Annotated in this window: 26 protein-coding genes; 10 read left to right on the forward strand and 16 right to left on the reverse strand. The window is 61.1% G+C overall.

Going from position 1 to position 26,886, the window contains the following annotated elements:
* From EX00_RS24525 to EX00_RS24540, 4 genes are read left to right on the forward strand one after another with little or no spacing between them, the layout of a single operon-like run.
* Positions 1-1,551, forward strand: a complete 1,551-nt coding sequence (locus EX00_RS24525) for an HAL/PAL/TAL family ammonia-lyase (protein ID WP_047463949.1) — start codon at positions 1-3, stop codon at positions 1,549-1,551.
* Positions 1,552-1,567: 16 nt separating this feature from the next.
* Entirely contained in the window at positions 1,568-2,773 is a 1,206-nt protein-coding gene (locus EX00_RS24530) for a CaiB/BaiF CoA transferase family protein (RefSeq protein WP_047463950.1), read from the forward strand.
* Between the two features lie 2 nt (positions 2,774-2,775).
* On the forward strand, positions 2,776-3,690 hold the full coding sequence (locus tag EX00_RS24535; RefSeq protein ID WP_047463952.1) for a 3-hydroxyacyl-CoA dehydrogenase family protein: 915 nt from the start codon (positions 2,776-2,778) through the stop codon (positions 3,688-3,690).
* A complete protein-coding gene (locus EX00_RS24540) occupies positions 3,687-4,463 on the forward strand; it encodes an enoyl-CoA hydratase-related protein (protein WP_047463954.1) in 777 nt (258 codons plus the stop codon). Before EX00_RS24535 ends, EX00_RS24540 begins: the two co-directional genes overlap by 4 nt.
* Before the next feature lie 135 nt (positions 4,464-4,598).
* Here the strand turns inward: EX00_RS24540 and tmpB are convergent, their stop codons facing one another.
* Together tmpB and tmpA are read right to left on the reverse strand one after the other, a co-directional pair.
* Positions 4,599-5,198 (reverse strand): (R)-1-hydroxy-2-trimethylaminoethylphosphonate oxygenase, encoded by a 600-nt coding sequence (gene tmpB / locus EX00_RS24545; RefSeq protein WP_047463956.1) that lies wholly within the window; start codon positions 5,196-5,198, stop codon positions 4,599-4,601.
* Positions 5,198-6,349 (reverse strand): 2-trimethylaminoethylphosphonate dioxygenase, encoded by a 1,152-nt coding sequence (tmpA, locus tag EX00_RS24550; RefSeq protein ID WP_047463958.1) that lies wholly within the window; start codon positions 6,347-6,349, stop codon positions 5,198-5,200. Before tmpA ends, tmpB begins: the two co-directional genes overlap by 1 nt.
* Before the next feature lie 99 nt (positions 6,350-6,448).
* On the opposite strand from tmpA, the gene EX00_RS24555 reads away from it, so the two are divergent.
* The gene (locus EX00_RS24555; RefSeq protein WP_047463961.1) at positions 6,449-7,333 is read left to right on the forward strand and encodes a LysR family transcriptional regulator; all 885 of its coding nucleotides are present in this window, start codon (positions 6,449-6,451) and stop codon (positions 7,331-7,333) included.
* An 84-nt stretch (positions 7,334-7,417) separates the two neighbouring features.
* Here EX00_RS24555 and EX00_RS24560 read toward each other — a convergent pair whose 3' ends face one another.
* From EX00_RS24560 to EX00_RS24590, 7 genes are all read right to left on the reverse strand, one after another.
* Positions 7,418-8,941 (reverse strand): UxaA family hydrolase, encoded by a 1,524-nt coding sequence (locus EX00_RS24560; RefSeq protein WP_047463963.1) that lies wholly within the window; start codon positions 8,939-8,941, stop codon positions 7,418-7,420.
* A 4-nt stretch (positions 8,942-8,945) separates the two neighbouring features.
* Positions 8,946-9,956 carry a zinc-binding alcohol dehydrogenase family protein gene (locus tag EX00_RS24565; RefSeq protein WP_047463965.1) on the reverse strand — a complete coding sequence of 337 codons (1,011 nt, stop codon included), beginning with the start codon at positions 9,954-9,956 and terminating at the stop codon, positions 8,946-8,948.
* 90 nt (positions 9,957-10,046) lie between these two features.
* Positions 10,047-10,850: a transporter substrate-binding domain-containing protein gene (locus EX00_RS24570; RefSeq protein ID WP_234709105.1), complete on the reverse strand. Its 804-nt coding sequence runs from the start codon at positions 10,848-10,850 to the stop codon at positions 10,047-10,049.
* Positions 10,851-10,898: 48 nt separating this feature from the next.
* A complete protein-coding gene (locus tag EX00_RS24575) occupies positions 10,899-11,627 on the reverse strand; it encodes an amino acid ABC transporter ATP-binding protein (RefSeq protein ID WP_047463969.1) in 729 nt (242 codons plus the stop codon).
* Positions 11,611-12,264 (reverse strand): amino acid ABC transporter permease, encoded by a 654-nt coding sequence (locus EX00_RS24580; protein ID WP_047463971.1) that lies wholly within the window; start codon positions 12,262-12,264, stop codon positions 11,611-11,613. The genes EX00_RS24575 and EX00_RS24580 overlap by 17 nt, the downstream gene beginning before the upstream one ends.
* An 11-nt stretch (positions 12,265-12,275) precedes the next feature.
* Complete coding sequence (locus EX00_RS24585) at positions 12,276-12,959, reverse strand: amino acid ABC transporter permease (protein WP_047463973.1); 684 nt, start codon at positions 12,957-12,959, stop codon at positions 12,276-12,278.
* Entirely contained in the window at positions 12,956-14,092 is a 1,137-nt protein-coding gene (locus EX00_RS24590; RefSeq protein ID WP_047463975.1) for a mannitol dehydrogenase family protein, read from the reverse strand. The genes EX00_RS24585 and EX00_RS24590 overlap by 4 nt, the downstream gene beginning before the upstream one ends.
* A gap of 189 nt (positions 14,093-14,281) precedes the next feature.
* Here EX00_RS24590 and EX00_RS24595 point away from each other — a divergent pair, with 189 nt between their 5' ends.
* Positions 14,282-15,190, forward strand: a complete 909-nt coding sequence (locus EX00_RS24595) for a GntR family transcriptional regulator (RefSeq protein WP_047463978.1) — start codon at positions 14,282-14,284, stop codon at positions 15,188-15,190.
* A gap of 97 nt (positions 15,191-15,287) precedes the next feature.
* Here the strand turns inward: EX00_RS24595 and EX00_RS24600 are convergent, their stop codons facing one another.
* The 5 genes from EX00_RS24600 to EX00_RS24620 form a co-directional block, all read right to left on the reverse strand.
* Positions 15,288-16,208 (reverse strand): SMP-30/gluconolactonase/LRE family protein, encoded by a 921-nt coding sequence (locus tag EX00_RS24600; RefSeq protein ID WP_047463979.1) that lies wholly within the window; start codon positions 16,206-16,208, stop codon positions 15,288-15,290.
* A gap of 43 nt (positions 16,209-16,251) precedes the next feature.
* The gene (locus EX00_RS24605) at positions 16,252-17,202 is read right to left on the reverse strand and encodes an ABC transporter permease (RefSeq protein ID WP_047463982.1); all 951 of its coding nucleotides are present in this window, start codon (positions 17,200-17,202) and stop codon (positions 16,252-16,254) included.
* A complete protein-coding gene (locus tag EX00_RS24610) occupies positions 17,199-18,143 on the reverse strand; it encodes an ABC transporter permease (protein ID WP_047463984.1) in 945 nt (314 codons plus the stop codon). Before EX00_RS24610 ends, EX00_RS24605 begins: the two co-directional genes overlap by 4 nt.
* On the reverse strand, positions 18,140-19,630 hold the full coding sequence (locus EX00_RS24615) for an ATP-binding cassette domain-containing protein (RefSeq protein ID WP_155294130.1): 1,491 nt from the start codon (positions 19,628-19,630) through the stop codon (positions 18,140-18,142). Before EX00_RS24615 ends, EX00_RS24610 begins: the two co-directional genes overlap by 4 nt.
* Positions 19,631-19,709: 79 nt before the next feature.
* Positions 19,710-20,726 (reverse strand): ABC transporter substrate-binding protein, encoded by a 1,017-nt coding sequence (locus tag EX00_RS24620; RefSeq protein WP_047463985.1) that lies wholly within the window; start codon positions 20,724-20,726, stop codon positions 19,710-19,712.
* A gap of 294 nt (positions 20,727-21,020) precedes the next feature.
* Here EX00_RS24620 and EX00_RS24625 point away from each other — a divergent pair, with 294 nt between their 5' ends.
* Both EX00_RS24625 and EX00_RS24630 read left to right on the forward strand, forming a co-directional pair.
* Positions 21,021-22,256: a GAF domain-containing sensor histidine kinase gene (locus EX00_RS24625; protein ID WP_047464476.1), complete on the forward strand. Its 1,236-nt coding sequence runs from the start codon at positions 21,021-21,023 to the stop codon at positions 22,254-22,256.
* On the forward strand, positions 22,253-23,020 hold the full coding sequence (locus EX00_RS24630) for a response regulator transcription factor (protein ID WP_047463987.1): 768 nt from the start codon (positions 22,253-22,255) through the stop codon (positions 23,018-23,020). Before EX00_RS24625 ends, EX00_RS24630 begins: the two co-directional genes overlap by 4 nt.
* A 72-nt stretch (positions 23,021-23,092) precedes the next feature.
* On the opposite strand, the gene EX00_RS24635 is transcribed toward EX00_RS24630, so the two are convergent.
* Positions 23,093-23,341 carry an SMc00767 family acetate metabolism repressor gene (locus EX00_RS24635; RefSeq protein ID WP_007697455.1) on the reverse strand — a complete coding sequence of 83 codons (249 nt, stop codon included), beginning with the start codon at positions 23,339-23,341 and terminating at the stop codon, positions 23,093-23,095.
* 23 nt (positions 23,342-23,364) lie between these two features.
* On the reverse strand, positions 23,365-24,666 hold the full coding sequence (aceA, locus tag EX00_RS24640; RefSeq protein ID WP_162184556.1) for an isocitrate lyase: 1,302 nt from the start codon (positions 24,664-24,666) through the stop codon (positions 23,365-23,367).
* A gap of 171 nt (positions 24,667-24,837) precedes the next feature.
* Between aceA and EX00_RS24645 the strand changes: the two genes are divergently transcribed.
* Both EX00_RS24645 and EX00_RS24650 read left to right on the forward strand, forming a co-directional pair.
* Positions 24,838-26,253 carry a helix-turn-helix domain-containing protein gene (locus tag EX00_RS24645; RefSeq protein WP_047463989.1) on the forward strand — a complete coding sequence of 472 codons (1,416 nt, stop codon included), beginning with the start codon at positions 24,838-24,840 and terminating at the stop codon, positions 26,251-26,253.
* Between the two features lie 116 nt (positions 26,254-26,369).
* A complete protein-coding gene (locus tag EX00_RS24650; RefSeq protein ID WP_047463991.1) occupies positions 26,370-26,855 on the forward strand; it encodes a DUF4142 domain-containing protein in 486 nt (161 codons plus the stop codon).
* Positions 26,856-26,886: the final 31 nt, after the last annotated feature.

A 26,886-nucleotide genomic window follows, 5' to 3' on the forward strand; every position in this document is an offset into this window, starting at 1 on the left:
ATGGAACATAGCGATCAATCGTCAAAAGACTCGCCCACCGTCACGCTCGGCACCAAGCCGACCACGATCGAGGAGATCGCGGCGATCGCCGCGGGAGCAAAGGTCGCGCTTTGCGCCGATGCCATAGCCGGCATGAGCAGGGTCCAGCAACATCTTCTCAAAGCGATCAAGAATAACGTGCCCATATATGGCCTGACGACCGGGGTCGGCGATCTCTACACGGTCAAGCTCAAGCCCGAAGACATGTCCCAGATGCAGCTCAATACGCTGCTCAGTCATGCGAGCGGCATGGGCACGCCGCTTGATCCCCCGGCCGTGCGCGCCATCATGGCGACGATGATCAAGGCGCTCTTGCAGGGTTGCAGCGGCGTCAGCGCCGGGCTTGTGGAGACCATGAGCGAGATGCTCAACCGTGGCGTCACCCCCTGGTCGCCTGCGAAAGGTTCGGTCGGCTATCTGATCGCGACGTCGCATATCGGTCTGGTGATTTTCGGTGAGGGACGCGCCTGGTATCAGGGCGAGCTGCTTTCCGGGCGCGAAGCGATGACCCGCGCCGGCATTACTATTAAGGCTCCCGGCCCTCGCGAAGGCCATGCGCTGATCAGCGGCACCTATGAAATTACCGGCATCGGCGCACTCGCCGTCCATCAGGCCGCGCAATTGGTAGCGATTGCCGATGTCGCCGGCGCCATGAGCCTCGAGGCGCTGAAAGGTAACAGCCGGGGCTATGACGAACGCCTGCAGCGGATGCGGCCGCATCCCGGCCAGGTTGCGACAGCCAGCCGGCTGCGCAGCCTGCTGTCGGATAGCGAGGTGCTGGCGAAGCATCGCGATCACCGTCTTCAGGACGCGCTCAGCCTGCGCTGCATTCCGCAGGTCCATGGCAGCGTGCGCGACGCGCTCGCCTATTGCCGCGATGTCCTGACCATCGAGATCAATTCCGTGACCGACAACCCCGTTTTCGTCATCGAAGACGAGGAGCTTGTGCCTCTGCCCGGCGGCAACGGCCATGGCGCGCCGACGGCGCTGGCGCTGGATGTGCTGGCGATCGCTATCGCCCATGTGAGCACCATGTCGCAGGCAAGATCGGACCGCCTGACCAATGGCCATATCAGCGAGCTGCCGCCTTTTCTCATGGGCGCGAGTGGCGCCAATTCCGGCTTCATGATCCCGCCCTATGCGGCGGCGGCCATTGCCGGCGATAATCGCAGCCTTGCGGCTCCCGCTTCGGTCCACACGGTCACCACCTGCGCCAGCCAGGAAGACCATGTGAGCATGGGCGTCTCCGCCGCAATGCAGGCCCGCATGGCGGCCGACAATCTCGCCGATATCCTGACGATCGAACTGATCTGCGCCGCCCAGGGACTGGAATTTCACCGGCCCTTGCGGCCGGGCAGGGGCACGGGCGCGGCCTATGACGCGATCCGGGAAGTCGTTCCGCCGCGCGACAGCGACCGCGCCATGTATCCGGAACTGCAGGCCGTCCGCGACCTTATCGACAACGGCACCATCGCCGGGGCCGTAGACCGTGCCCTCGCAGTCAACATTTAAGAGCTTGGAGACTTCCGTGACCGAAGCAACGCAGGCCGTACGGCCGCTCGATGGGATAAAGGTGCTGGATCTGGCGCGTGTGCTTGCGGGGCCTTTATGCTCCGCCATGCTTGGCGATCTCGGCGCAACCGTGACCAAGATCGAAATCCCCGATCATGGCGACGATTCCCGCGCTTTTTCCCCGCATGTCGGCGGCGAGAGCAGCTATTTCATGCTGGTCAATCGCGGCAAGAAGAGCGTTACGCTCGATCTGAAATCGGATGAGGGCCGCGAACTGCTGCTCGGATTGATCAAGCAGGCCGATATTCTCGTCGAGAATTTCCGGCCGGGTGTCACGGCGCGTTTGGGCATCGACTACGAGGCCGTAAAAGCGCTCAATCCGCGCCTGATCTATGTCAGCATTTCCGGCTTCGGTCAGGACGGGCCGCTTGCGCACCGCGCCGCCTACGATCACGTCGTCCAGGCGATGGGCGGCATCATGACCGTCACCGGCTGGCCGGACGGGCCGCCGACCCGCGTGGGCGATGCGATCGGCGATGTTGTCGCCGGCATCTACGGTTCCTGGGGCGCTCTTGCGGCGCTGCTTCAGCGCGATCGCACCGGCAAGGGGCAACATGTCGATGTCGCCATGCTCGATTCCATCATGTCCCTGCAGATGGTTTCGCTGTCGCAGATCGCCGGCGGCAGAGGCGCACCCGGCCGCGTCGGCAATGCGCATCCGATCAGCGCGCCGATGGATTCCTATCAGGCCGCCGATGGCTATGTTGTCATCGCCGTTGCCAATGACGCGCTCTTTACTCGACTGGCGCGGGCGCTCGGTAACCCGAGCCTGACGGATGATCCTCGCTTCAAGGCGGATGCCGATCGGCAGGGTCATCAGGAGGAATTGCGGTCCGTCATCGAGGCCTGGACAGGCACTCGCTCCGCCGAGGAGGTGACGCAACTGCTCGATGAGGCGGGCGTCCCGGCCGCGCCGATCTACGATCTCGCCCAGGCGCTCGCCACGCCGCATGCGCAGCACCGCCAGCTGTTGCATACCGTGCAGCATCGCAATGCCGGCGAATTCCAGGTGATGCCGCAGCCGGTTCGCTTCAGCGGCATTGCCTCGGGCGGCGATTATGTCGCCCCGGTCCTCGGTCAGCATACGGATGCGGTGTTGAGCGATGAGCTGGGGCTGAACGGTCCCGATATCGAGAATCTCCGGTTGCGGGGGGTCATCTGATCATGGCGCAGGACATCAACGACAAGACCTGGATCCGGCCGAAGGTTGCCGTCCTCGGCGCGGGCACGATGGGTGCCGGCATTGCCGGCGTGTTTGCGGCACAAGGCTATCCCGTCGCCGTCTATTCCCGCAGCGCGGAGACCCTCGACAAGGCGCGGAGCCGGATCGTCGCCATCGCTGGCGAAGCGGCGGTCGAGTATACGACCTCGATCGAGGACTGTGTTGCCGATGCCGACATCGTCAGCGAAAACCTTGCGGAAGACGTTACGCTGAAACAGCGCATCTTCGGCGAGATCGAAGCCATGGCGCCGGTCGACTGCCTTTTGACGACGAATACGTCCAGCGTTCCGATCACCCTGATCGCGGCAGGGCTTGCCCGGCCGGAGCGGGTCGTCGGCATTCACTGGTTCAATCCGCCGGCCGTCATGCCGCTTGTCGAGATCGTGCGCGGCGAGAAAACCTCGGATGAGATCGTCCAACGCGCCCGCGCGCTCTGCGCCGATATCGGCAAGGAAGTGATCGAGGTGAAGACCGATATAGCAGGCTTCGTCGTCAACCGGCTGCAATATGCGATCCTGCGCGAAGCGCTCCATCTCGTTGAAGTGGGTGCCGCCTCGATTGAGGATGTTGACCGGGCGGTCGAAACGACGCTTGCGCCGCGCTGGTCGGCGGCAGGGCCGCTGCGGCTGATGGATCTGGCCGGTCTCGACACGGTCGAGAAAGTGTCGCGCATTCTGATGCCGGCGCTGGATCGCAGCGAAGGCATACCCTCCCTGGTGAGCCGGCTGTGTGAGGAGGGGGCTTTCGGAACGAAGAGCGGTCGCGGCTTTTACGACTGGACGGCTGAAGAGATTGCGGCCGCGATTGCGCGCCGCGACGATACCGTCCGCCTGCTGACGGAAAGGCGCAAGCCATGACATCATCTCTTGTCAAAACCGAGAAGCAAAGCGGCTTTGCCCGCGTCATCCTCGATCGGCCGGCCAAGCGAAACGCACTCAACGTCGAGATGCTGACAGGGCTTGTCGATGCGCTGCGCGACTGCCAGGCGGATCCAGCGGTGCGGGCGATCGTCATCAGCGGCAGCGAGCGCGGCTTTGCCGCAGGCGCCGATATCGGGTCGCTTGCCGCGGCCACTCCCATCGAGCTTTATACCAGCGGTTTCAGCGAGAAATGGGACGAGGTGGCGGCCATCACCAAGCCGCTCATCGCCGCGATCTCAAGCTATGCTCTCGGTGGCGGCCTTGAGCTGGCGCTAATCTGCGACATCGTTGTCGCAGATCGCACAGCGCTGTTCGGCCTTCCGGAAACCGCGATCGGCACCATACCCGGCGCCGGCGGAACCCAGCGCCTCGTGCGCGCCGTCGGCAAGTCGATGGCAATGGAGATGGTTCTGGCCGGGCGAAAGCTCGATGCGGAAGAGGCAAGGGCCTGCGGCCTGATCAGCAGCATCGCCGCTGATGGCGAGAGCGTGGACGATCTAGCCTGCGCGATCGCCGAGCGTATCGCTCAAGCTGCCCCCATCGCGGTCACGATGGCCAAGGCCGCTGTTCTCGAAAGTTTCGAGACTCCGCTGTCCGCTGGCATTCGTTACGAGCGTTCGCTGTCCGCATTGATTGCGGCAAGCGACGACCGGGCGGAGGGGATGCGTGCCTTTGCCGCAAAGGAGCGGCCGCAGTTCAAGGGACGATAGATCGACAGAATAGCACATCGCTGGTGAGGGCCTTGTGATGGAGGATCGTCGTGATGGAATAGGGGTGCGCCTGATCAATCGGGCACGGATCAAGCCGTCGGCATGACCCGTGCCGCAGAAGCCAGGGTCAGGTGATCATCGTTCCAATAGGCGACAATGGGCATCGACTATGCGTTGCACCATCGGGGCGTAATGCGAAAAACCGGGCGTCACCATGTTCGCGATTTTGCCGGCATCATCGAGATGGCGAACCCGCACGATCTGCTTGACGTTCGGGTTGCTTTGAAACTCTTCGATTTCCGAGGCATTCATTGGCCCACCTTGTAGCTTCAAGGAGTGAATAGAGGCCGCCGACAATTGGCCGAAATAGGCTGGATCGGTGGCGCAAATATATCGCTTGGCCGCGACATGATAGCGTACGCAGTCGATGACGAGGCTCGGGAAGAAGCGCTCGAGCACCTGCGCTCCTGCTTCTTCATGATGCTTGTCATGAACGTCGTCCATGGAGAAGGTACCGAACTCGCTGGTGAAGTGGCCGATATCATGCAGCAGTGCCGCCACGATGATGATCTCTTCCTCACCCTGCTGCTCGGCCAGATATGCCCCCTGCAGCATGTGCTCCGCCATGGTGACCGGCTCGCCGAGATATTCCTCGTCGCCCCGGCGTTCAAAAATGTCGCCCAGGAACGCGACGATCGTCTCCGGGCCTAGCGTTTCGTGGTTGGGCTTCGTCATCACGCTGCCTTTCGATTTTGCAGTTCGATGGCGCTGAGTGTCGAAAGAAGACCGTCCTTGTCGGCGTAGCAGCCTTGCAGCCAGCGAGAACCGGCGCCCGAATACCCCTTGCGTGCGTGGAGAACGCGGGTGTTGTCCACAATGAAGGACTCGCCCGGTGCCAGCTTGAAGGTTACCTCCATGGAGGTGTCGTCGATGATCTCGCCGAGCCGCCGATAGGCCGCATAGTAATCCGCCATATCCCCGTAGGGAACGTCGGTGATCGCAGCCGTCGAACGGTTGTTGAACCGAATGCCGACCAGCTCCCCGTCGGGCGCGAGCTCGATCATCGGTCGTCGGGAACGCAGGCAGATGCCGGCGCTGCCGGCATATTCGAACCTTGCGCAGTGACGCGTCAGGAGATCGAAGCCATGCGGGTTTTCCGCACGCAGCCGTTCCGCCGCGCTGAACCCGTCAACGACCATGTTCTCGCCGCCTTCTGCGGAATTTTCCAGGCAATAGAGAATTTGAAGGGTGGGCACGGGATCACGGTACGGATTATCCGTATGGGCCTGGAGGCCAAGGCCGGTATAGGCGAGGTTCGATGGGTTAACTTCGGTGCGGACTTCGAAGTGCCGACCGTAGTTGGTCTCCCTGATATAGCCAAACAGCGATGCCACCTCGAACAGAGCACCGTTTTCCACCGGACCGCCGACGAGTTTGCCAAAACCATAGCGGCGCACGCCATGGAGCCAGTTACCCAAGGCCGCCTGATCTCGGCTGATGGCGCCAAAATCGGCCAATGGGATTGCCGCGCCAAGGCTGGCGTCCCAGGTCTCGATATCCGGTGATGTCCAGCCGGAGACGCGGCTGCGGTCATTGTCATAGCCATGGTCGGCCAACCAGTTCAGATCGAAGGCGATCGTGCGATTCTCGGGTTGGAATGTCAGATGGAGCAATCCCGCTTCGGATTTCACCGCGGAAACGCGGGTATCCACTGGGATGTCGCCAAGTGTTATCAGCCTTTGACCATTACCGGGTGCGCGGGTGGTCTCGTCCCAGGCATTGTCCCGCAACCATACCGCATGAAATCGCTGCTTTGTTCCATTCGGCAGCGCTATCGATATGGCTCTGCCCGCATCGATGATGTCTACTTCAGCTTCCCTTGGCATTTCCCGCTCCTAAGCACAGGTGGATAATGCTCGACATTTGACGGCCAATGTCCCATAAGCACAAACAATGAATATTGGGGATATGACCTAAAATCCGTTATGGCTGAACATCTTCAAACGTTACCGCCCCTTGAATGGATCCGGGTCTTCGAGGCTGCGGCGCGACTGGGCAGTTTTACTGCGGCGGCGAACGAGTTGGGCCTTACGCAGGCAGCCGTAAGCCAGCGCATCAAAAATCTCGAATTGCGGCTGGGGACACAGCTCTTCAACAGGCAGGCACGTGGGGTGATCCTGTCGGTGGAAGGGGAAGCGTGGCTGCCGCAGGTTCAATCCGCCTTCAACCAGCTCTTGCACAGCACGGCGAATTTGTTCGAACTGCCTCGCCGGAAGATAACAATCGCAGCGTCGTCGTCGGTTATCGAGCTTTGGATTGTCCCACGGCTACGGCAAATCGCGCATCTGTTGCCCCATGTTCAGCTGGCGTTCGAAACGATCCAGCTCCAGCCTGATTATGAGCGATCTGAAGCGGATTTCGAGATCCGCTTTGGTGACGGCAACTGGCCGGGGCGAGAGGCGCAACGGCTCTTTGCGGAAGAACTTGCACCCGTTGCGTCACCGTCCCTGGCAAAGGAATCGGCAGAGAATTGGGAGAGGTTGCCGCGTATCGCCGTTTCTGGTCCGCGCGATGGCTGGCGCGACTGGTCCAACATGATGGGTTCTCAGATACAGCCGCTATCGATACTCCGCTTTGACACGTTCGTACAGGCGATGCGGGCAGCGGAATCAGGAGCAGGCGTTCTGCTTGGTTCGCTACCGCTTTGCCTCAGAGCCATACAGACTGGTAGTCTGATGTGCCTAACCGACCAGGTGCTGCGTATGCAAGACGGGTATTGGGTGACTCGCTTGCGTAGTCGCCCAACATTTGCTGAGCGGGGTATCCTGACGGAGATTCTTTGCGCTGGCGCGGGGCAGCAGATGCCATAGCCGAGCCTATGGTAGTTCATTGCGCGATGTAGGTTCGCCTCCGCTGGCACGCACGCCCTCTTGTCGGCAAATCCAGCGTATGAATCACATCGTCGCGCCCAGCTGCCAGGGTACGAACTCGTTGCGGCCGTATCCGAGCAGTTCGGATTTCGAGCGCTTGCCTGAGGCGGTTTCCAGGATGGACTGGAAAATCTCGCGGCCCTTTTCCTCGATCGACACGCCGTCGATGATATCGCCGCAATTGATGTCCATGTCCTCTTCCATCCGCGTGAACAGATCGGAATTGGTGGCGAGCTTGAGGGATGGGGTTGGCTTGCAGCCATAGGCCGATCCGCGGCCGGTGGTGAAGCAGAGCACGTTGGCACCGCCCGCCACCTGGCCCGTCGCCGAGACTGGATCGTAACCGGGCGTATCCATATAGACGAAGCCCTTGCGATCGATGCGCTCAGCATAGCGATAGACGCCCCGCAAGGTGGAGCTGCCGCCCTTGGCGACGGCGCCGAGGGATTTCTCCAGAATGGTCGTGAGCCCACCAGCCTTGTTGCCAGGCGAAGGGTTGTTGTTCAACTCGCCACCCGTTTTGGCGGCATAATCCCGCCACCAGTCGATCAGGTCGACAATCTTCTGGCCGACCTCGGGGCTCTCCGCCCGCCGGGTGAGGAGATGTTCGGCGCCATAGATCTCCGGTGTTTCCGACAGGATCGCGGTGCCGCCATGACGCACGAGAATATCGACGGCAGCTCCTAGCGCGGGATTGGCGGTCAGCCCGGAATAGCCGTCCGAGCCGCCGCATTGCAGTGCCAGCATCAGTTCTGAGGCTGGAACCGTCTCGCGTACCGACCTATTGGCAAACGGCAGCATCTCACGGATCTTCTCCACGCCCATCATCACCGATTTGCGGGTGCCGCCGACCTCCTGGATCGTCAGGCTCTGGAAATGCTCGCCCTCGGCAATGCCGTAGGTCTTCTTCAGGCGCGGGATCTGAAACACCTCGCAGCCAAGCCCGATCAGCAGGATGGCGGAGAAATTGGGATGGCTGGCATAGCCCCATTGGGTTCTTGCCAGCAGATCATATTCCTCGCCCTTGCTGCCCATGCCGCAGCCGGTTCCATGGGTAAAGGGAACGACGCCGTCGACATTGGGATAATCGGCAAGGATGCCGGAGCGCATGATCTCGTCGGCGATGAAGTCGACGACGGTGGCGGAACAGTTCACGGAGCTGAGGATGCCGATATAATTTCGCGTGCCGACGCGGCCGTCGGCTCGCCGGAAGCCCTCGAATGTCGTGGGGCTTTCGCCGGGCAGAAGCCCGCCATCGGGCTTCGCCTCCGAGGCAAAGGCATAGTCGCGCTCGAAATCATGGATCGCGACATTGTGCTCGTGCACCCAGTCGCCCGGCTGAATATCGCTGCTCGCAAAACCAATGATCTGTCCGAATTTGCGGATCGGCTCGCCGGTCCGGATCGCCTGAATGGCGACCTTATGGCCGCGCGGAACGGCTGCCGTGACCGTGACACCGCCGTCGATCACCTTGCCTCGCGACAGGCTTTCGATGGTGATGACGACATTGTCGGCATCATGGAGACGAAGCGTGCGCGGCGCGGCCATATGGTCATACCTCCAGAATGGCTTTGATGACGCCGGCTTCGGGGCGCAGCCATTCGGTGAAGAGCTCAGGCGCGTCGGACAGCGCGCCGCGATGGGTGTTGAGGGCCGCCGTCGGCACGCGGCCTGCCTCCATCTGCTTCACCACTTCGGCGAAATCATCCGGCTGAGCGTTGCGGCTGGCAAACAGCGTGGTCTCGCGCTTGTGGAATTCCGGGTCGGAGAAGGTGATGTCCTGGCGGACGACACTGACAAGGACGTATCGGCCGGCATGGGCCACGAAGCCGAAGCCGCGCTGCATCGCGCCGGCATTGCCGGTGGCGTCGATGACGACATCGAAGAAATCCCCATCCGTCAGGCGCTTGGCCTGTGCCTCCGCATCGTCGTTGGCGAGAAGGGTCCTGTCGGCACCGAGCGCGCTGGTCGTAAAGGCGAGGCGATCCTCGCGCATGTCCATGACGGTCACATCCGCACCGCGCGCCTTGGCAAAGATGATCGCCGACATGCCGATCGGTCCCGAACCGACGACGAGAACGCGATCGCTGGCCTGGATGTTGCCGCGCTTGACGCCATGGGCGCCGATCGCCAGGAATTCGATCATCGCGGCGTCGTCGAGCGAGGCTTTGCCGGCCGAGATGACGTTCTGTTCGGGAACGCACAGATATTCTGACATGCCGCCGTCCTTGTGCACGCCGAGCACAGCGATGTTCTGGCAGGCATTGGTCACGCCGCGACGGCAGGCAACGCATTTTCCGCAGGAGAGGTATGGGACGATGTAGACATTGTCGCCCTTCTTCAGCCGCGCCGATCCCTGTGCGTCCTCGACGATGCCTGAGAGTTCATGGCCCATGACGCGCGGATATTCGAGGAAGGGGTGCTTGCCCTGGAAAATATGGAAATCGGTTCCGCATATGCCGACACGCTTGATGCGAACCAACACCTCGCCATCCGCGGGAACGGGGATATCCCGCTCGATCAGTGACAGCCGGCCCGGCTCGTTGCAGATCAATGCTTTCATCGTTCGCTCCTTGTCCGCAGGGGCCAGCCCGCTCGAACCGCTTCTTGGGATTGCAGGGAGCGCCGACAATGCGGCGCTCCGGTGTTTGTTTTACGTCTTCGGCATCTCGGCCGGAAGTGCCACGCCATTATACTTCTGATAGATCTCGTTGAGCTTGCCGTTGGCAAGGTTCTTGGCGATCCATTCGTTCAGCGTCGCCTTCAGCGCGTCGTCGCCCTTGCGCAGGCCGATGGCGTAAGGATTGGTCTTCAGCACCAGCTTGACCTCCAGCGGATCGCTCGACCGGCGCTGGTTGACGGCCGCCATGATCTGCGGTGAAGATGCCATGATGTTGACCTGGCCGGAAACCAGAGCGGTGATCAGCGTCGCGTCATCGTCGTAGCGCACCATTTCGGCGCCTTGCGCCTCCGTCGTCGCGACCTTGTCGTTGGTCGAGCCGCGCGTCGTGCCAAGGCGCTGGCCGACGACGTCCTGCAGGGTTTTGATGTCTACGCTCTTCGGTGCTGCGACAACGATCTGGATGACGCCATAGGCGTCGGTGAAATCGATGACCTTCTTTCGCTCCTCGTTGACACTGAAGGAAGCCATGACGATGTCGGCCTTGCTGGTCAGCAGGAAGGGCACGCGGTTCGGGCTGGTGACGGACACGATTTCCAGCGGATAGCCGAGATCGGCGGCGAGCAGCTTGGCGGTCTCGACATCGGAGCCGGTCGGTTGCATCGCCGCATCGCTCATGCCGAATGGCGGTGAGCCGAGATCGACGGCGATCAGCAGCTTCTTCCGCGTCTTGATGGTCTCCAGCGTGTCGGCCAGAACCTGGCGGGCGTTGACGCCCAAGAGTGTCGCGCCGGCCAGTGCGGTGGTTATGCCTGCCAGAAAACGTCTACGTTTCATGTTCTCCATCCCTTTGTCCTTCCAACAAAATCTTTTCCCGTTTCAGCCTCAGAGGCCGCTACCTACGAATTCGCGCAATTCGCTCGTCTGCGGATTGTCCAGCATCGCGCCGGGTCCGGTTTCCCAAACCTGGCCCTGATGCATGTAGACGACCTTCGATGCCACCTTGCGGGCAAAGGCCATCTCATGCGTGACGAGGATCATCGTCATCCCGCCACGGGCGAGATCCTCCATGACCTTCAGCACCTCGCCGGTCAGCTGGGGGTCGAGCGCCGATGTCACTTCGTCGAAGAGCATCAGCTTCGGCTTCATCGCCAGGGAGCGGGCAATCGCCACGCGCTGCTGCTGGCCGCCGGAAAGCTGTTCCGGAAAATGTTCTGCCTTGGCTTCCAGGCCGACGCGGCTCAGCACTTCGCGTGCCAGATCGCGGGCGGCGGCCTTGCCGAGCTTTTTCACGCAGGTCGGAGCGAGCATGATGTTCTGCTCGGCCGTCAGATGAGGAAAGAGGTTATAGCTCTGGAAGACGATGCCGACGTCTCGGCGCAGCGCGCTCTTGTCGAGCTTGGGGTCATGAACCGCGTGATCACAGACCTCGATCGTGCCGCTCTCGATGGTCTCGAGCGCGTTGATACAACGCAACGCCGTCGACTTGCCCGATCCGGACTGGCCGATGACGGCGGCAACCTCGCCACGCCCGACCTCGAACGATACGCCATTCAAGACCTTGACGGCGCCGAAGGCCTTGTGGACGTTCGTGACTTTAACGATGGATGACATTGAGCTTCCTCTCGAGGTTGCGGCTCCACAGAGAGAGCGGAAAGCACATGGCGAAGTAAAATACTGCCACCACGATGAAGACGGTGAAGGGTTCGAAGATCGAATTGTTGATGAGCTTGCCGGCCTGCGACAGCTCGACAAAGCCGACGACCGAGGCGAGCGAGGTGTTCTTGACGATCTGCACCAGGAAGCCGACGGTCGGCGGCGTGGCGATGCGCAACGCCTGCGGCAGGATGACCTTGATCATGCGCTGCCAGCGTGACAGGGCGAGACACTCCGCCGCTTCCCATTGGGTCTTCGGCACGGATTCGATGCAGCCGCGCCAGATCTCGCCGAGGAAGCCGGAGGAATAGATGATGAGACCGGCGGCGGCGGCGATGATTGCCGGAACCTGGTCGAAGCCGAGAATGGCGATGCCGAAATAGATGAGGAACAGCAGCACGAGTAGCGGCGTGCCCTGAACGATCTGAATGTAGACCGCCGCCACCGTTCGCAATGCGCCTGAGCTGCTGACGCGCGCCAGCGCGACCAGAAAGCCGAGAAAGCCGCCGCCAAGGAAGGCGATCACCGAAAGGCCCGCCGTCCACATGGCGGCCCAGGCCAGAAACTCCAGATGAACGAAGCTGAATGTTGGCATTGCCGCGTCCTTTAAAGTGCCGTGCCGAGCTTGCGCCGGCGAACAAAGAGACCGAGGCCCAGCAGCCAGAGGGCGATGCGGACGACGAAGGACAGGGCGAGATAGAGGACACCGACGACGATGTAAGTCTCAAAACTGCGGAACGTATCCGACTGGATTCGGTTGGCGACAGCGGTCAGTTCCTCGGCCGAAATCTGCGAGGTGATCGAGGAGGCCAGCATCAGCAGCACATATTGGCTGGTTAGCGCCGGATAGACGCGTTCGATGGCCGGGCGGATGATCACATGCCAGTAGGTCTGCTTGCGCGACAGCCCAAGACACTCCGCCGCTTCGAGCTGCGCCTTGTGGATGGATTGCAGGCCGGCGCGGACGATTTCGCATGTATAGGCACCGACATTGACGACCAGCGCCACGACGGCAGCCATGTTGGCCGAGACGTGGACGCCAAGGGTAGCAATGCCGAAATAGACCAGAAACACCTGCACAAGCAGCGGCGTGTTGCGGATGACTTCGACGTAAGTGGCAATGATGCCGCGAAGCCAGGGGCCGCCGTCGGCGCGGCCGATGGCGCAGAGCGTACCGAGCACGAAGCCGATAACGGTCGAGATGACGGAGAGCTGAAGCGTGAGCCAAACGCCGAGGGCGAACTCCTTCCAGTAAGGAAGGAGGGAGGCAAAATCGAACTGGTAGTTCATACTGTGCCTCCGGATGCCGGGTAGCGTGCCGCTATCCCGCGCAGGATCGGGGCCGCGTGCTGTTCAGGCGTTTCTCCAACCCAGTCGAGAAAGGCGCCAATGCGGCGCTCGACCTTCTGGGCGTGATGCTGCGCGATATCGGCAATGCGGTGATTGAGGAACGGGTTGAGGAAACGATCGAGCGTGGTCGCGACATAGGGCCGTGCCTCGTCGCCCATGCCTTTCAAGGCGAAGCCGCAAACGACCTCGCTCTCATAGAGGGCTTCCAGCTGCGTCCTTATGCCCGGATCGGCAAGGATTCCGCCGACCGTCTGATCATCCGCATGGCCTTCGGTCTGCCAGATCTCAGCGAGATAGGTGTGCCCGAGGTTGAGGATATGCAGCTTCAGGCGCTCGTAGGGTTCGAGGTCATCGGTCAGCACGATCTGCTCGTGCGTGCAGGGCAGACGAACGCCCGGCGCTTGTTTGATCGCCCAGAGGGCATAGGGTTCCGCAACGGCGCCAATCGGTTCGATGGGCTCGGACACGATCCTGTCGACCAGCGTATCGGCAAAAGCGACCTCGCGGTCGAGCCATTCGAAGAATTCGGTCGACAAACCGTTTCGCTTCGCGCTTTCGACGACGACCTGTTTCAGGGCTTGGCCATTGCTTGTCACCAATTCGCAGGGCAGCACCACCAGGGAACGCCCCGACGCCTGCCAGCGACGACAGAGAAGTTCGGCCAGTTTTGCCGGGAATGAGTGCGGAGGGCGATCGCCGGAGGAGAATTCATCTGCGTCTGGATCGGTCCGATAACCGGTGTCGCCGGTGTTGGAGACGACAAAATCCGCCTCCTCGACGAAAAGCCGGGTGATCTCGGCCCAGTCGTTTGTGGCCGACAGGCCACGGTCGACACTTTTCACCCGAACCGTGCGATCGATCGTCTTGCCGCCCGACATGCCACGAATGACGACGGGATAGCCCTCGGGCCGGCCAAATGCGGCGACGCGGCCGCTTCGGCTGCCTGATCCTGAGACCTGAACGACGGTGATGGGGCCGACTTTCTGGCCGGCTTCCGCCGCCTCATGAACGAAGAATGCCGCATGGGCCTGCAGGAAGCGGCTCGTTCCGAATTGGATGATGCGGCCGCTCACGCGCCTATCTTCCCGAAGGAGGCGCAGTCCAGAGATGTGTTCGCAAGATAAATCCCAGACAAGCTTCGATCCTCCCTTCGACTGTCTTTTGCATATATAAAACAGCAGAGGATTCTTGAGTCAACTGTTTTTTATATAAATAATCCGGTCTATATGATACGGATCGATTGCAGCAGGGGATGGTTTGGAATGAAGGGGAATGCAGTCTACAAGGGCGCGTACAACCGCTGCCTGTCCTTTCTCGGTAATGTGGAGGTCGATCAGAAACTGCCGTCGAATTCGGAACTGGCATCGAAACTGGCGGTCAGCCGCACCACGGTGCGCTCAGTCCTGTCATCCCTGACGGATGCCGGAATTCTTCATCTCGATGATGCCGTCCACTCTTTGCGGCGACGGCCGGAGCCCGGTGATTATTTCCCCGAAACGCAGACCATGTCCGCCGCCGCCGCCGTCGAGCGCCGGTTCATGGAATGGATCCTGCAGGGGGATTTTCGCGCCGGGCAGTTGCTCAACAGCGCCGAACTTGCGCGGCAGTTCGGCACCTCGACCACCACCATCCGCGAATATCTCACGCGTTTTCAGCACTTTGGGCTGATCGAGCGACGCCCCAACAGTGCTTGGGTATTTCTTGGCGTTACCCCGAATTTCGCCGAGGAGATCTATGACGTCCGCGAGATGTTCGAGCTGCGCTCGGCCAGGCACCTGCTCCAATTGCCGGATAGCGACCCCTGCTGGAGGGAGTTGCAGGCGATCGAGGCGGAGCATCTTGAGTTGCTGGCGGACATCGATCGGCGCTATCGCGAATTCCCGGCGCTGGATGAACGCCTGCATCGTTGCGTGCATGATGCCTCGAAAAACAGGTACATCATCGAGTTCTACAATGTCGTTTCGGCCTTCTTCCACTACACCTATCAGTGGAATATCGATGACGAAAAGCAACGCAACATCAGGGCGCTCACCCAGCATCTCGATTATATCGCCGCCCTTCGCAGCCGGGATCCGGCGGCGGTGGAAACAAACCTGCTGGCCCATCTGGGCAGTGCCCGCGCAACGCTGCTGCGCTCCATCCAGATGGGGCCGTTCAAGGTTCGGTCCTAGAGCGGTTCAACGCTTCACGGAAGCGCCGAACCGCTCTGTCCCATTGTTTGACGCAATTCCGGACGGAAAACCGCTGCGCACTTTTCCTGGAATTGCTTTAAGGTGTCTGCGCACCTGTTGTGGCCGTGTAGACGCTATAGAGGGACTTGGTGGCGGTGATGAACAGCTGGTTGCGGCGGGGGCCGCCGAAGGTGAGGTTGGAGACCGTCTGCGGCACCTTGATCTTCCCCAGTAATGTTCCGTCGGGCGCGAAGCAATGCACGCCGTCGCCGGCACTGGTCCAGATATTGCCGGCGATATCGACGCGGAAGCCATCGGGAAGACCGATGTCGATGTCGCAGAATACCCGGCTGTTGGCGAGCTTGCGGCCGTCGATCACATCGAAAACACGGATGTGGCGTGGTGCGCTGATGTCATGGCTCGATGCTGAATCGGCGATGTAGAGCTTGGTTTCGTCCGGGGAAAACGCCAGGCCGTTCGGTTGGCCGAAATCGTCGACCACGATCTCCATCTCGCCGGTTTCCGGATCGAGCCGGTAGACGTTGCGCGTCGCCTGCTCGGGTTCGGCCTTGTAGCCCTCGTAATCGGACAGGATGCCGTAGGTCGGATCGGTGAACCAGACCGATCCATCGGAGCGGACGATGACATCGTTGGGCGAATTCAGCCGTTTGCCCTGAAAGCTGTCGGCGAGAACGGTGATCGATCCATCGATCTCGGCGCGAGTGACGCGCCGCGCGCCATGTTCGCAGGAAACGAGCCGCCCCTGGCGATCGCGCGTATTGCCGTTGGTGAAGTTCGAGGGTGCGCGAAAGGTCGAGACGCCACCGTCCGGCACCCAGCGCAGCATGCGCTGGTTCGGAATGTCGCTCCAGATCAGGCATCCGCCGTCGGCAAACCACACAGGGCCTTCCGCCCAGCGGCAGCCGGAATAGAGCTCGTCCAGAGCGGCGCTCTTGACGACGAGATAGCGAAACCGGGGATCGTGTATTTCGTAGAGGGGGGGCTCGTTCTTGGCCATTGCGGTGGTTCCTGTGATGCCTGCTTGGATGTCGAAAAGAGTCTCAGCGCCCGCCGAGCGGCCGCCCGCCGGCCATCAGAATGACGGCGATGATGATGAAGCCGGTAAGGATAAGCCGCGAGCCCGCGCCGAAACCATAGGTGTTCAGCATCGACACGACGAGGAACATGAAGAGCGACGCACCCCAGATGCCCGGCACGTTCGAATCCCCACCCGCCACCGCCGTTCCACCGATGATGACAACGGCAATCGACATCAGCAGATATTCCGAGCCCATGTTAAGGGCGGCGCCGCCGGAAAAGCTGGCGAGGAGATAGCCGCAGATCGAGGCGAGGATGGCGCAGAGGATATAGGTTGCCAGCCGGGTGCCATCGACGGGGATACCGGCCATGCGGGCCGCGAACATGCTCTGACCGATGGCCGAGATCCAGCGGCCATAGATGGTCTTTTCCAGCAGTATCCAGGCAAGCACGGAGAGCAGAAAGGCGACGATGGCGATGTTCGGGATGCCGACGAGGCTCGACACGGTGAAGTCGGCCAGTTGCTCCGGCGGCTTGATGCGCAGGCCGCGATTGCTCCAGATCGCGGTGGATTGCACGATGAAGCTCATCGACAGCGTCGCGATGATCGGCGGGATGCGCAGAAGCTTGATCAGGGCATAGTTGCCGATGCCGATACCGAGGCCGATCAGGATGGAAATCAGAAGGCCGGGCACGATCATGCCGTCTTCGACATTCATCAGCTTCAGCGCTACGGTTCCGGCGAGCGTCATCGTTGCGGGAACGGAGAGGTCGATGTTGCCAGGTCCAAGCGTGATGACGAACATCTGGCCGATGCCGACGATGACGGAAAAGGCTGCGAAGGTGAGTGCTGCCTGCGACAGGCCGAGAGAGCTGGCGCCGCCCGTGAACAGGACGGTCAGGCTCCACACGGCGAGCGTCGCGGCAAAGGACCAGATCCAGGGTTTGCGGTGGAGTGCGCGAAGGGCGTTCATGCGCGGTTCCCCCGCTTTTCAAGACGGTTGAGGAAGAGACGCAGAGCAAGCACGACGATGAGGATGGCGCCTTGCGCTCCGATCTGCCAGTCCGGCGAAATCCGGAGGAAAGACAGGAATGAGCCCGCGAGCGTCAGCGTCAACGCACCGATGACTGCGCCGATCGGCGAGATGCGGCCGCCGGTGAATTCACCGCCGCCGAGGATGACGCCGGCGATCGACAACAGTGTGTAACGCAGCGCAATGTTGGCGTCCGCCGAAGTGGTGAGGCCGACAAGCGCAATGCCCGACAGCACCGCAAAGAGACCGGCGAGCCCATAGGCCGCGGCGCGAAGGACGAGGATCGACCATCCGGCGCGCTGCACCGAGCGCTGGTTGCCGCCGACGCCGCGGATCAGGACGCCGAAGGCGGAGCGCATGACGACGAAATGCGAGACAAGGGCGATGACGACACTGGCGACGATCGCCATCGGGACTAATGGCGGTTTCGAGGTCATCAGCCAGCGCGCCCATGTGGGCGCTTCGCCACCCGGTGCCGGTAACAGCAGCACGGCGAGACCGCTCCAGACGAAGCTCATGCCGAGCGTCACCACGATCGACGGCAGATCCCTGACATAGATGACGACGCCGATGACGGCATAGGCGGCGATGGCCGCCGCGAGGATCAGAATGCCGAGCAAGGGGGAGGATTGCAGGTAGGTTGCTGCCACACAGGCAGCGAAACTGACGAAGGTCCCCATCGACAGATCGAGGTCGTTGACGGACATGATCATCATCTGGGCAATGGTTGCGAGCGCAATCGGTACGGCCAGATTGAACAGGAGATTGAGCCCGATATAGCTCATGGCGCGCGGCTGCAGATAGAAGACTGCGACCAGCAGGACGACGAGTGAAAGTGCCGGAACGAGCAGCCGCACCATACTGGGCGAAATGCGGATCATGCGTCTTCTCCAGAGAACGAGGCTGCCAGCACATTTTCCTCCGTAATGGCATCGCCAACGAGTTCCGAAACGATGGCCCCACTGCGAAACACATAGACGCGGTCGCAAAGCCGGATCTCGTCCATCTCGGTCGAATACCAGATGAATGTCCGCCCGCCGGCCGCTTCGTGATGCAGGATGTTGTAGACCTCCTGCTTGGTGCCGATATCGACGCCGCGCATCGGATCGTCCATCAGCACCAGGGACGATGCCGTCGCCAGCGCGCGAGCAAAGAGAACCTTCTGCTGATTGCCGCCCGAGAGCGACAGGATGCCGTTCGTCATGTCGGGCGTGCGGATTTCGATCCGCTTCTTCCAGTCGCCGCCAAGCCCGTCTTCGCGGGCTCTGTTGACCAGGAATTTCTCCGACAGATCGGTGAGCGAAGCGATGCTGAGGTTCTTCAGGATGCTCCAGAGAGGAAAGGTTCCGTTCAGGCTGCGGTCGCCGGCAACGAAGGCGATGCGTCCGTGTCTTCCCGGCAGCCAGTCGCTGCTGAGCGCTCGATAGAGTTCGAGCAGCATGTCCGTCTGGCCGTGACCACCGAGACCGGCAAGGCCGATCACTTCGCCCTTGTAGGCCGTGAAGGGAAGGCCCTTGCCGCCTCTGGCAGGCAGGGAAAGGATCGGCGATGTGTCGGCGGCTCTAGTCTTGTTGCGGTCGACATCCCGGTCCTTGACCACGCTGCCCATCGCCTGGACGAGGCTGTGGGTCGAAAATTCCTTTGCCGCGCGGTCGGCGACGACCTTGCCGTCTTTCATGACGACGATGCGGTCGGAGGTCGTCAGGATCTCACCGAGAATATGGGAGATCAGCAGCACGGCGCCGCCGGCGTCGACATATTTGCGCACATAGGCCATGAGCTGCGCCGCAAGCCCCGCATCGAGCGACGATGTCGGCTCGTCGAGGATGACCAGCTTGGGCTCGTGTCCGACCGCGCAGAAGACGATGGCGATCTCGACCATCTGCCGCTCGGCAATCGAGAGTTCGCCGACGGTGTGCATCACGTCGATCCCGTGGCCGCTAAAGATCTCGTCAAGCTTGGCGCTGACGATGCCGGCCGCTTGGCTGCGCCAGTTCCATCCGCTGAGGTCGCGATGCACAACCCGCATGTTTTCGACAATAGTGAGGTTCGGCGAAAGGGACAGTTCCTGAAAGACGCAACGGATGCCATGGCCGCGTGCAGCGTTGATGCCGTGTGCGGTCTCGTCGCCATTGTAAGCAATGGCCCCCTCGTGAGGGCTGAGGCTTCCGTTGAGGACGTTGACGATCGTCGATTTGCCTGCACCGTTATGGCCGACCAACCCGATGCATTCACCGGCATTGATGATCAGATCGGTGCCATCCAGCGCCTTGACGGCGCCGAACTGCACCTTGACGCCGCGCGCGGAGACAACCGGCTTTGTCTGTGCATCCTCGTTCATAGGCCTGTTGTCTTTGGCTGCATTCATGGATCGGTCCAGCAAGAATTCCTCATCGACCGGCGCCACTCAAGAGTGGCACCGGTCTTGAATGGCGGCACGCCTTGGCTCACTTGGCCGTGGCGATGACCTTCTGGGCGTCTTCCAGCGAATATTCGACATTGGCCACGCCACCTTGCTGGGTATTGGCGAGGTTGGTTTCGAGATTGTCCTGGTCGATGCGCAGGAACGGGACGACCAGATCCTTCTTCACCGGCTTGCCGTCGAGAATCTGCTGGGCGACCCAGAAGGCGAGGGTCGAGACGCCGGGGGCGATGGAAACCGACATGGTCTCATAGCCGCTTGCGTCCTTTTCCTTTTTCCACCAGGCCAGTTCGTCCTGACGATTGCCCATGACGATCGTTGGTATCGGGCGTTTGGCCGCGGCAAAAGCCTGAGCGGCGCCATAGCCGTCGCCGCCTTGCGTCGCGACCGCCGCGACTTCGGGAAGGCTGGGCAGAACGCCCGCAACGGCGCGCTGGGCGACATCCTGCGCCCAGTCGCCATGCACGGAGCCGACGATCTTGAACTGCGGGTATTTCGCAACGGCTTCGTGAATGCCAGCCGAAATCTCGTCATCGACGGAGACCCCGGCAAGGCCGCGGATTTCCAGGATATTGCCGCCCTTCGGAAGCTTCTTGGCCAGATACTCGACTTCGCTTGCGCCCATGCCCTTGAAGTCGACGGCGATGCGCCAGGCGCAAGGTTCGGTGACGATGCCGTCGAAGGAGACGACGGTGATGCCGGCATCGCAGGCTTCCTTGACGGCGCCGTTGAGAGCCGTTGGCGATGCCGCGTCGATGACGATGGCGTCATAGCCCTGCAGGATCATGTTCTGGATTTGCGCCGCCTGTTCGGTCGCCTGGTTTTCCGCCGTCGTGAATGGATCGGCTGCGGCAACCACGCCGGCTTTCACGGCTTCGCCCGTCACCTTCTGCCAGCTTGTCAGCATGGCCTGACGCCATGAATTGCCGGCATAATTGTTGGACAGGGCAATTTTCTTGGACGATGTGTCTGCAAGTGCGGCAAACGGCGTCGCAACGGTTGCGATCACGACGGATGCCAGAAGTGTCTTGACGATATTCATGTTTTTCCTCCCAAAAAGACCTAAATCTCACTCCCAGGCCATGTTTTTCGAACGCGCTCCTCAACGACGGTCGAAAATAGTATTTGCGCTGAAGGTTCCCCTGTCAGTAAGAATAGGATGTCCGAGATTCTTTCGGTTGTACAGGCGCTTAACGGGACGGATGTTGCGGGATTCCGCATAAAAATTGCGCCTTTCCGCAAGACGAACGATCCTGATCAGCGCTTAATGACTTTCGGATTTCGCGTTCCGCAACTGGCCTGGGGAGAGGTCGGCGCGTTGCCTGGGAGGGCCGCCTTGCATACGTTAGAGCCTCGGTCGGTGTTCGACCATTATCTTAGCATTTCCAGGCTCCTGGCCGGGCAGCTCGATTTTCATTCGGTCATCCGCTCCGTCGCCGCCGAGATCAGCCATGTCATCCCCTACGACCATTTCGATGTCTGCATCATCATGGTGGATGAGAAATATCACATAGCCTATGAGAGCGGGATTGAGACCGATTGGGGCAGGCGCTACCCTGCTCCGGTCAGCGACAGCCCCATCCGCACGCTGCTCTTGGGCGAGGTCGACCATCTGTTGACCGATGACGCCTGCAACGATCCGAGGTTCCACTTCCAAGGTGCTTTTTCACATCCGATCATCAGCCAGTCGCTGAGGGGACGCCTGCATGTTCCTCTGAAGGTGCAGGGAGCCGTGATCGGCGCTCTAAGCTGCTCCAGTCACCAGACCGGATCCTACGGGACACAGGATTTGGTGAATGCACGCGCCATTGCCGATCTGCTGGCTCCGTATTTCTTTGCCATCCGGGCCGCCGAGCAGGCAAAGCGGTCGGCAATCGTCGAGGCGGAGGCGCGGGCCCGGGAGGAGGGGTTGCGGTTGGGCGCGCTGAAGCTGACCGAGGCTCTGGAGACTGAGCGCCAGCGCATCGGCATGGATCTACACGACCAGACCTTGGCTGATCTTACGCGCTTGTCGCGGCGGATGGAGCGGCTGGCGCACACGCCCGATGTCACGGGCGAAGCGCTTGAGCCCCTGTTTCGTGGATTGCAGCAATGCATGCACGACCTTCGTCAGATCATCGAGGAGGCCAAGCCCTCGGTCCTCCAGCTTTTCGGCTTTGCCCAGGCGGTCGAAAATCATCTGGAACGCTCGATCCAGGAAAGCGGTGCGGGCATGGAGTGGAAATTGACCGATGAAACGAACGGCGCCATCGATTGCCTGGAGCAGTCCGTCAGCATCGCCCTGTTCCGCATCGCGCAGGAGGCGATCAACAATGCCGTCCGGCACGCGCAGGCGAACCGCATTCTCGTTCGCCTGGGAGCCACCGGCGGTGCCCTGACCATAGAAATCGATGATGACGGCGTCGGCTTGCCCCACTCCCGCAAACCATCGGGAGGCGGCATCGAGAATATGAAAACCCGGGCACGGCTGATTTCGGCGCGTTTCGCCGCGAAGCCCGCAGGGCCCAAGGGCGGAACCTGTGTGAGCGTCACGCTGGCAGGCCGGCCGCTGGCGGCGGGAGGTGCGGCATGAAGGTGCTGATCATCGAGGACGATCCACTTCATCGCTCTTATCTGAATGAAGCGGTCCGCGCCGCCCTTCCCGAATGCGACACCGTGCTGGAAGCGGAGAACGGCAATGCTGGCGAACGACTGGCGCGCGATTTCAGATCGGCGCACGTCGTCATGGATCTGCAGATGAGCCCACGAAACGGCATCGAGGCGGCCCGCACCATCTGGAAAGAGCGGCCCGAAACGCGGATACTGTTCTGGTCGAACTATTCCGACGAGGCTTATGTTCGCGGTGTGTCGCGGATCGTGCCGCAGGGTGCGGTCTATGGCTATGTGCTGAAGTCGGCCTCGGACGATCGCCTGCGGCTGGCGCTGCGCAGCATCTTCATTGAAAGCCAATGCGTGATCGACCGCGAAGTGCGCGGCATGCAGCAAAAGAGCATTGGAAATGCCAATGCCTTCACCGAGGCCGAATACGAGATCCTCATCGATATCGCGCTCGGCATGACGGATCGAGCCATTGCACAACGGCGCAATCTATCGGTCCGCAGCGTGCAGAACCGGCTGCAGCAGCTCTATGAGAAACTCGATGTTTACCAGTCTATCGGCGGCGAGGCCGATGGTGGGCGATTCAATCTTCGTGCGCGGGCCGTGGCCGTGGCGTTCTTGCGCAAATTGCTGAACCATAGCGCTCTTGAGCGGGCTGAGGCGGATCTGGCCTATTGGCTTGGCCGGCAGAGAGCCTCGGAGCATCCAGATACCGGCCGCTCTCCCCGGAATGGATGAGGATATCCGGTTACAGAAACGCCATGGCAGGTCCGAGGGGACATACCATGGCGATTGCTGATTTGACGATGCTCAGAGTTCTCCTTGACGGCTGCGGGCCATGACGACCGGGAGCAGCAGGTCGCCCCAGTTGCCGTCGCCACCATGATGGCGTGCCGAGCGCACGAGCTCGACCGAGACGCCGGCCTCGACAGCTTTCATGACCGAATGGTTCAGGCGATGCAGATCGTTTGCAAGCATGCGGATCGTGTTCTGCTGATCCGGCGACAGGCTTGACGATTGTTCTTCCGCGCGTTCGCGGACGCGTGCGATGGAAGCCATGGTTTTCCTCCTTAAGTTTCGGGTTATTCTGCGGCCGGACGAAACTGTTCGTGCTCGGTCGATGCTTTCATGGCAGTGGTCGATGAAAGGCCGCCACTGATGGCGAGTGACACGGCATCGAAATAACCGGTGCCGACTTCGCGCTGGTGTTTGGTGGCGGTGTAGCCGTTCTTTTCGGCGGAGAATTCAGCCTGTTGCAGCTCGGAATAGGCCGCCATCTGCCGCTCCTTGTAGCCACGCGCCAGTTCGAACATGCCGAAATTGAGCTGGTGGAAGCCGGCAAGCGTGATGAACTGGAACTTGTAGCCCATGGCGCCGAGCTCGCGCTGGAACTTGGCAATCGTCGCCTCGTCCAGGTTTTTCCGCCAATTGAAGGACGGAGAGCAATTATAGGCAAGAAGCTTGCCCGGATGATGCCTGTGGACGCCCTCGGCAAAGCGCCGCGCCTGTTCGAGGTCGGGCTTCGACGTTTCGCACCAGATGAGATCGCAATGGGGCGCATAGGCGACGGCACGGGCGATGCAAGGCTCGATGCCGTTGCGCACCTGATAGAAGCCTTCGATCGTGCGCCCCGCATCATAGTCGACGAAGGGCCGGTCGCGCTCGTCGATATCCGAGGTCAGCAACTTTGCCGCTTCGGCGTCGGTCCGAGCGATGACCAGCGTCGGCACGCCCATGACGTCGGCCGCCAGCCGGGCGGCATTAAGGTTGCGGATATGCGCCGCGGTCGGGATCAGCACTTTGCCGCCGAGATGGCCGCATTTCTTCTCCGAGGCGAGCTGATCCTCGAAATGAACACCCGCGACGCCGGCTTCGATATAGGCCTTCATGATCTCGAAGGCATTGAGCGGCCCGCCGAAACCTGCCTCCGCATCTGCAACGATCGGGGCGAACCAGTTGTCGACGGAAAGCCCCTTGTCTTCCGAGGTTTCGATCTGGTCGGCGCGCTGCAGCGTGCGGTTGATGCGCTTGGCAAGCTCCGGCCCAGCATTGGCCGGATAGAGCGATTGATCCGGATACATGGCGGACGCCGTGTTGGCATCGGCTGCGACCTGCCAACCAGAGAGATAGATCGCTTTCAAGCCGGCGCGGACCATCTGCATGGCCTGGTTGCCGGAGAGCGCGCCGAGCGCGTTGACGAAGTCCTCGCTGTGCAGAAGCTGCCAGAGCCGGTTCGCGCCCATCTCGGCCAGCGAATAGCGAAGCTCCACGGAACCGCGCAGCCGCTTCACATCCTCGGCGGAATAGGGGCGCTCGATGCCGTCGAAACGACCGGTCGGGATATTGCGGATCAACTTGTCAAATTCTGTCACGATTTCCTCCATACAGAATGCTCGTCGCTGAGTGACGCATTGACAAGATCGACAAAGTGACGGCGAAATGCCAGTCAAACCTTTCAAATGACGCCTGGAAAAGGGTCACGTTGCAAATCCTTGACGAAGACTGCGGGTCACTTTGTCAATTTTTGTAAATATGGTTGGAGCGGAGGAGGCCAGATGGTGGAGAGAAAGATTTTCGCAGGCCCGAAGGTCCGGCGCGTGCGCAACGGGCTCGGCATGACCCAGATCGCCATGGCGGACGCGCTTGAGATTTCGCCGTCCTATCTTAACCTGATCGAGCGCAATCAGCGACCGCTGACCGTGCAACTGCTGCTCAAGCTCAGCGCCGCCTTCAAGATCGATCTTGACGATCTTAGAAGTGAGGCGGGCAATGGTCTCAGCCAGTTGAAGGAGGTTTTCGCCGACCCCCTTCTTGCGGGTGAGCTGCCGGGCGATCAGGAGCTTATCGAGCTGGCCGACATCGCGCCCAATGCGGCAAGCGGTATGGTCAAGCTCTATCGCGCCTATCGCGAGCAGGCCGCGCGCCTGTCCGACCTGATGACATTGACGACGGAGAGTGGAGCAATGCCGCCGATCGGCGGGGCTCGTCTGCCGGCGGACGAGGTTCGCGACGTGTTCGAGAGCCGCTCGGCTTATTTTTCGCGTCTGGAGGCAGCGGCGGAGAATTTTACCGCCAGCCTCTCGCCCGAGCATGATCTGCTCGTCGCTTTGAAGGAGTGGCTGCGCGTCGAACGCGGGATCAGTGTCCGCATCTTGCCTATACACGTCATGCCCGATCTTCGCCGGCGCTTCGACAGGCATTCGATGCGCCTCTTTATATCCGAACGGTTATCGCCCGCCGACCAGGCGCATGAAATCGCCATCGAGGTCGCAACGCTTGCCCTGCAGCATGCGATCAGCGAGGAGCTGCGGGACCTTCCCCTGTCGACGCCGGAGGCAAAGCGCATTGCTCGCTTCGAGCTTGGTCGTCTCGCCGCCCTGGCGCTTGCCATGCCTTATGCGCCCTTTCTCAAGGCTGCCCAGACGGCCAGATACGACATCGACATTCTGTGTGCGCGCTTTTCTGTCTCTTTCACGCAGGCGACGACCCGCCTGACGATGCTGCAACGGCTGGGTGCGTCCGGCGTGCCCTTCTTTCTGATGGAGATCGATTCCGCCGGTCACCGCTTGCGAAAGATCGGCGCGCATGGCTTTCCGAGGTCGGGATTTGGCGGGGGCTGTCCGAAGCTCAATATTCACGCCGCGTTCCTGCAACCGGGCCAGATCCTGTCCGAGACCGTCGAGATGCCAGACGGTTCGACATATCTGACCATCGCGCGCACGCAGGAAGGTCCAAGGACACCATTTGGTGAGCGGGTGAGGCGAACGGCGCTGCTGCTCGGCTGCGATACCGCAGTTGGCGGCAATCTCGTCTATGGGCAGACGGGGTCGCCGGGTCAGCCGCCGGTCCTGATCGGGCCGGCCTGTCGGCTGTGCGAACGCAAGGGCTGCCTTTCCCGTGCCGAACCACCGGTCACTCGACCGCTGGGACTGGATGAAATGACGACGGGTCTGAGCATTTTCGACTTCTGACATCACTGCGGCGAGTGCCGAGCGATATCGTCGAAAAACACATAATTTGCTGGAACAATAGTCAGTAGAATTAGTTGTTGTTCATGGGTGCAAGCCAAGAAACTTGAGGTGGAAAAATGTGGCGCGAGGTCATATTCGTCAGTGCGGTGGCGGCCGGTTGCCTGACCGCTTCAGCTGCGCTTGCCCAGAGCGACAAGCAATTCCTCAGCGATGCGATCAAGGGTGATAATGCCGAAATTGCGCTCGGCCATCTGGCGGTACAGAAGGGAGCGAGCGATGGTGTGCGCTCCTTCGGGCAGATATTGATCAACGATCATGGCCAAGGCAAGAAGGACGCGAGCGCTCTTGCTGCCAATCTTGAGGTCAAGGTGGTAAGTGGTGTCAGCCCCGAAGCGCAAGGCGAGATCGATACTTTGCAGCGCGTGACAGGCGCCGATTTCGACAAGGCGTTCGTCGGGTATATGGTCTCCGAACATGAAAAGGATATCGCCGCCTTCAAGGAGAAGGCGAGCGAGGGCGACAGGCCGGTGTCGGCGCTTGCCAGGAAAACATTGCCGGTGCTGGAAAAGCACTTGCAGCTCGCACGGTCGCTGAACGATTGACTTCGACCAGGCGTGTGAGGGATGGTCGATG

Origin of the sequence: Martinezella rhizogenes, assembly GCF_000799715.1 — a bacterium.
GTDB lineage: Bacteria > Pseudomonadota > Alphaproteobacteria > Rhizobiales > Rhizobiaceae > Rhizobium > Rhizobium rhizogenes_C.

What these genes read in the sequence shown, in the direction of transcription:
- tmpB (WP_047463956.1), bottom strand. Translation starts at nt 5,198, where the DNA reads ATGACGAAGCCCAACCACGAAACGCTAGGCCCGGAGACGATCGTCGCG.
- EX00_RS24580 (WP_047463971.1), bottom strand. Translation starts at nt 12,264, where the DNA reads ATGCCAACATTCAGCTTCGTTCATCTGGAGTTTCTGGCCTGGGCCGCC.
- EX00_RS24615 (WP_155294130.1), bottom strand. Translation starts at nt 19,630, where the DNA reads ATGAATGCAGCCAAAGACAACAGGCCTATGAACGAGGATGCACAGACA.
- EX00_RS24575 (WP_047463969.1), bottom strand. Translation starts at nt 11,627, where the DNA reads ATGTCATCCATCGTTAAAGTCACGAACGTCCACAAGGCCTTCGGCGCC.
- EX00_RS24605 (WP_047463982.1), bottom strand. Translation starts at nt 17,202, where the DNA reads ATGAACGCCCTTCGCGCACTCCACCGCAAACCCTGGATCTGGTCCTTT.
- EX00_RS24595 (WP_047463978.1), top strand. Translation starts at nt 14,282, where the DNA reads ATGAAGGGGAATGCAGTCTACAAGGGCGCGTACAACCGCTGCCTGTCC.
- EX00_RS24600 (WP_047463979.1), bottom strand. Translation starts at nt 16,208, where the DNA reads ATGGCCAAGAACGAGCCCCCCCTCTACGAAATACACGATCCCCGGTTT.
- EX00_RS24525 (WP_047463949.1), top strand. Translation starts at nt 1, where the DNA reads ATGGAACATAGCGATCAATCGTCAAAAGACTCGCCCACCGTCACGCTC.
- EX00_RS24560 (WP_047463963.1), bottom strand. Translation starts at nt 8,941, where the DNA reads ATGGCCGCGCCGCGCACGCTTCGTCTCCATGATGCCGACAATGTCGTC.
- aceA (WP_162184556.1), bottom strand. Translation starts at nt 24,666, where the DNA reads ATGGAGGAAATCGTGACAGAATTTGACAAGTTGATCCGCAATATCCCG.
- EX00_RS24610 (WP_047463984.1), bottom strand. Translation starts at nt 18,143, where the DNA reads ATGATCCGCATTTCGCCCAGTATGGTGCGGCTGCTCGTTCCGGCACTT.
- EX00_RS24650 (WP_047463991.1), top strand. Translation starts at nt 26,370, where the DNA reads ATGTGGCGCGAGGTCATATTCGTCAGTGCGGTGGCGGCCGGTTGCCTG.
- EX00_RS24570 (WP_234709105.1), bottom strand. Translation starts at nt 10,850, where the DNA reads ATGAAACGTAGACGTTTTCTGGCAGGCATAACCACCGCACTGGCCGGC.
- EX00_RS24630 (WP_047463987.1), top strand. Translation starts at nt 22,253, where the DNA reads ATGAAGGTGCTGATCATCGAGGACGATCCACTTCATCGCTCTTATCTG.
- tmpA (WP_047463958.1), bottom strand. Translation starts at nt 6,349, where the DNA reads ATGCCAAGGGAAGCTGAAGTAGACATCATCGATGCGGGCAGAGCCATA.
- EX00_RS24585 (WP_047463973.1), bottom strand. Translation starts at nt 12,959, where the DNA reads ATGAACTACCAGTTCGATTTTGCCTCCCTCCTTCCTTACTGGAAGGAG.
- EX00_RS24555 (WP_047463961.1), top strand. Translation starts at nt 6,449, where the DNA reads ATGGCTGAACATCTTCAAACGTTACCGCCCCTTGAATGGATCCGGGTC.
- EX00_RS24535 (WP_047463952.1), top strand. Translation starts at nt 2,776, where the DNA reads ATGGCGCAGGACATCAACGACAAGACCTGGATCCGGCCGAAGGTTGCC.
- EX00_RS24645 (WP_047463989.1), top strand. Translation starts at nt 24,838, where the DNA reads ATGGTGGAGAGAAAGATTTTCGCAGGCCCGAAGGTCCGGCGCGTGCGC.
- EX00_RS24635 (WP_007697455.1), bottom strand. Translation starts at nt 23,341, where the DNA reads ATGGCTTCCATCGCACGCGTCCGCGAACGCGCGGAAGAACAATCGTCA.
- EX00_RS24540 (WP_047463954.1), top strand. Translation starts at nt 3,687, where the DNA reads ATGACATCATCTCTTGTCAAAACCGAGAAGCAAAGCGGCTTTGCCCGC.
- EX00_RS24620 (WP_047463985.1), bottom strand. Translation starts at nt 20,726, where the DNA reads ATGAATATCGTCAAGACACTTCTGGCATCCGTCGTGATCGCAACCGTT.
- EX00_RS24565 (WP_047463965.1), bottom strand. Translation starts at nt 9,956, where the DNA reads ATGAAAGCATTGATCTGCAACGAGCCGGGCCGGCTGTCACTGATCGAG.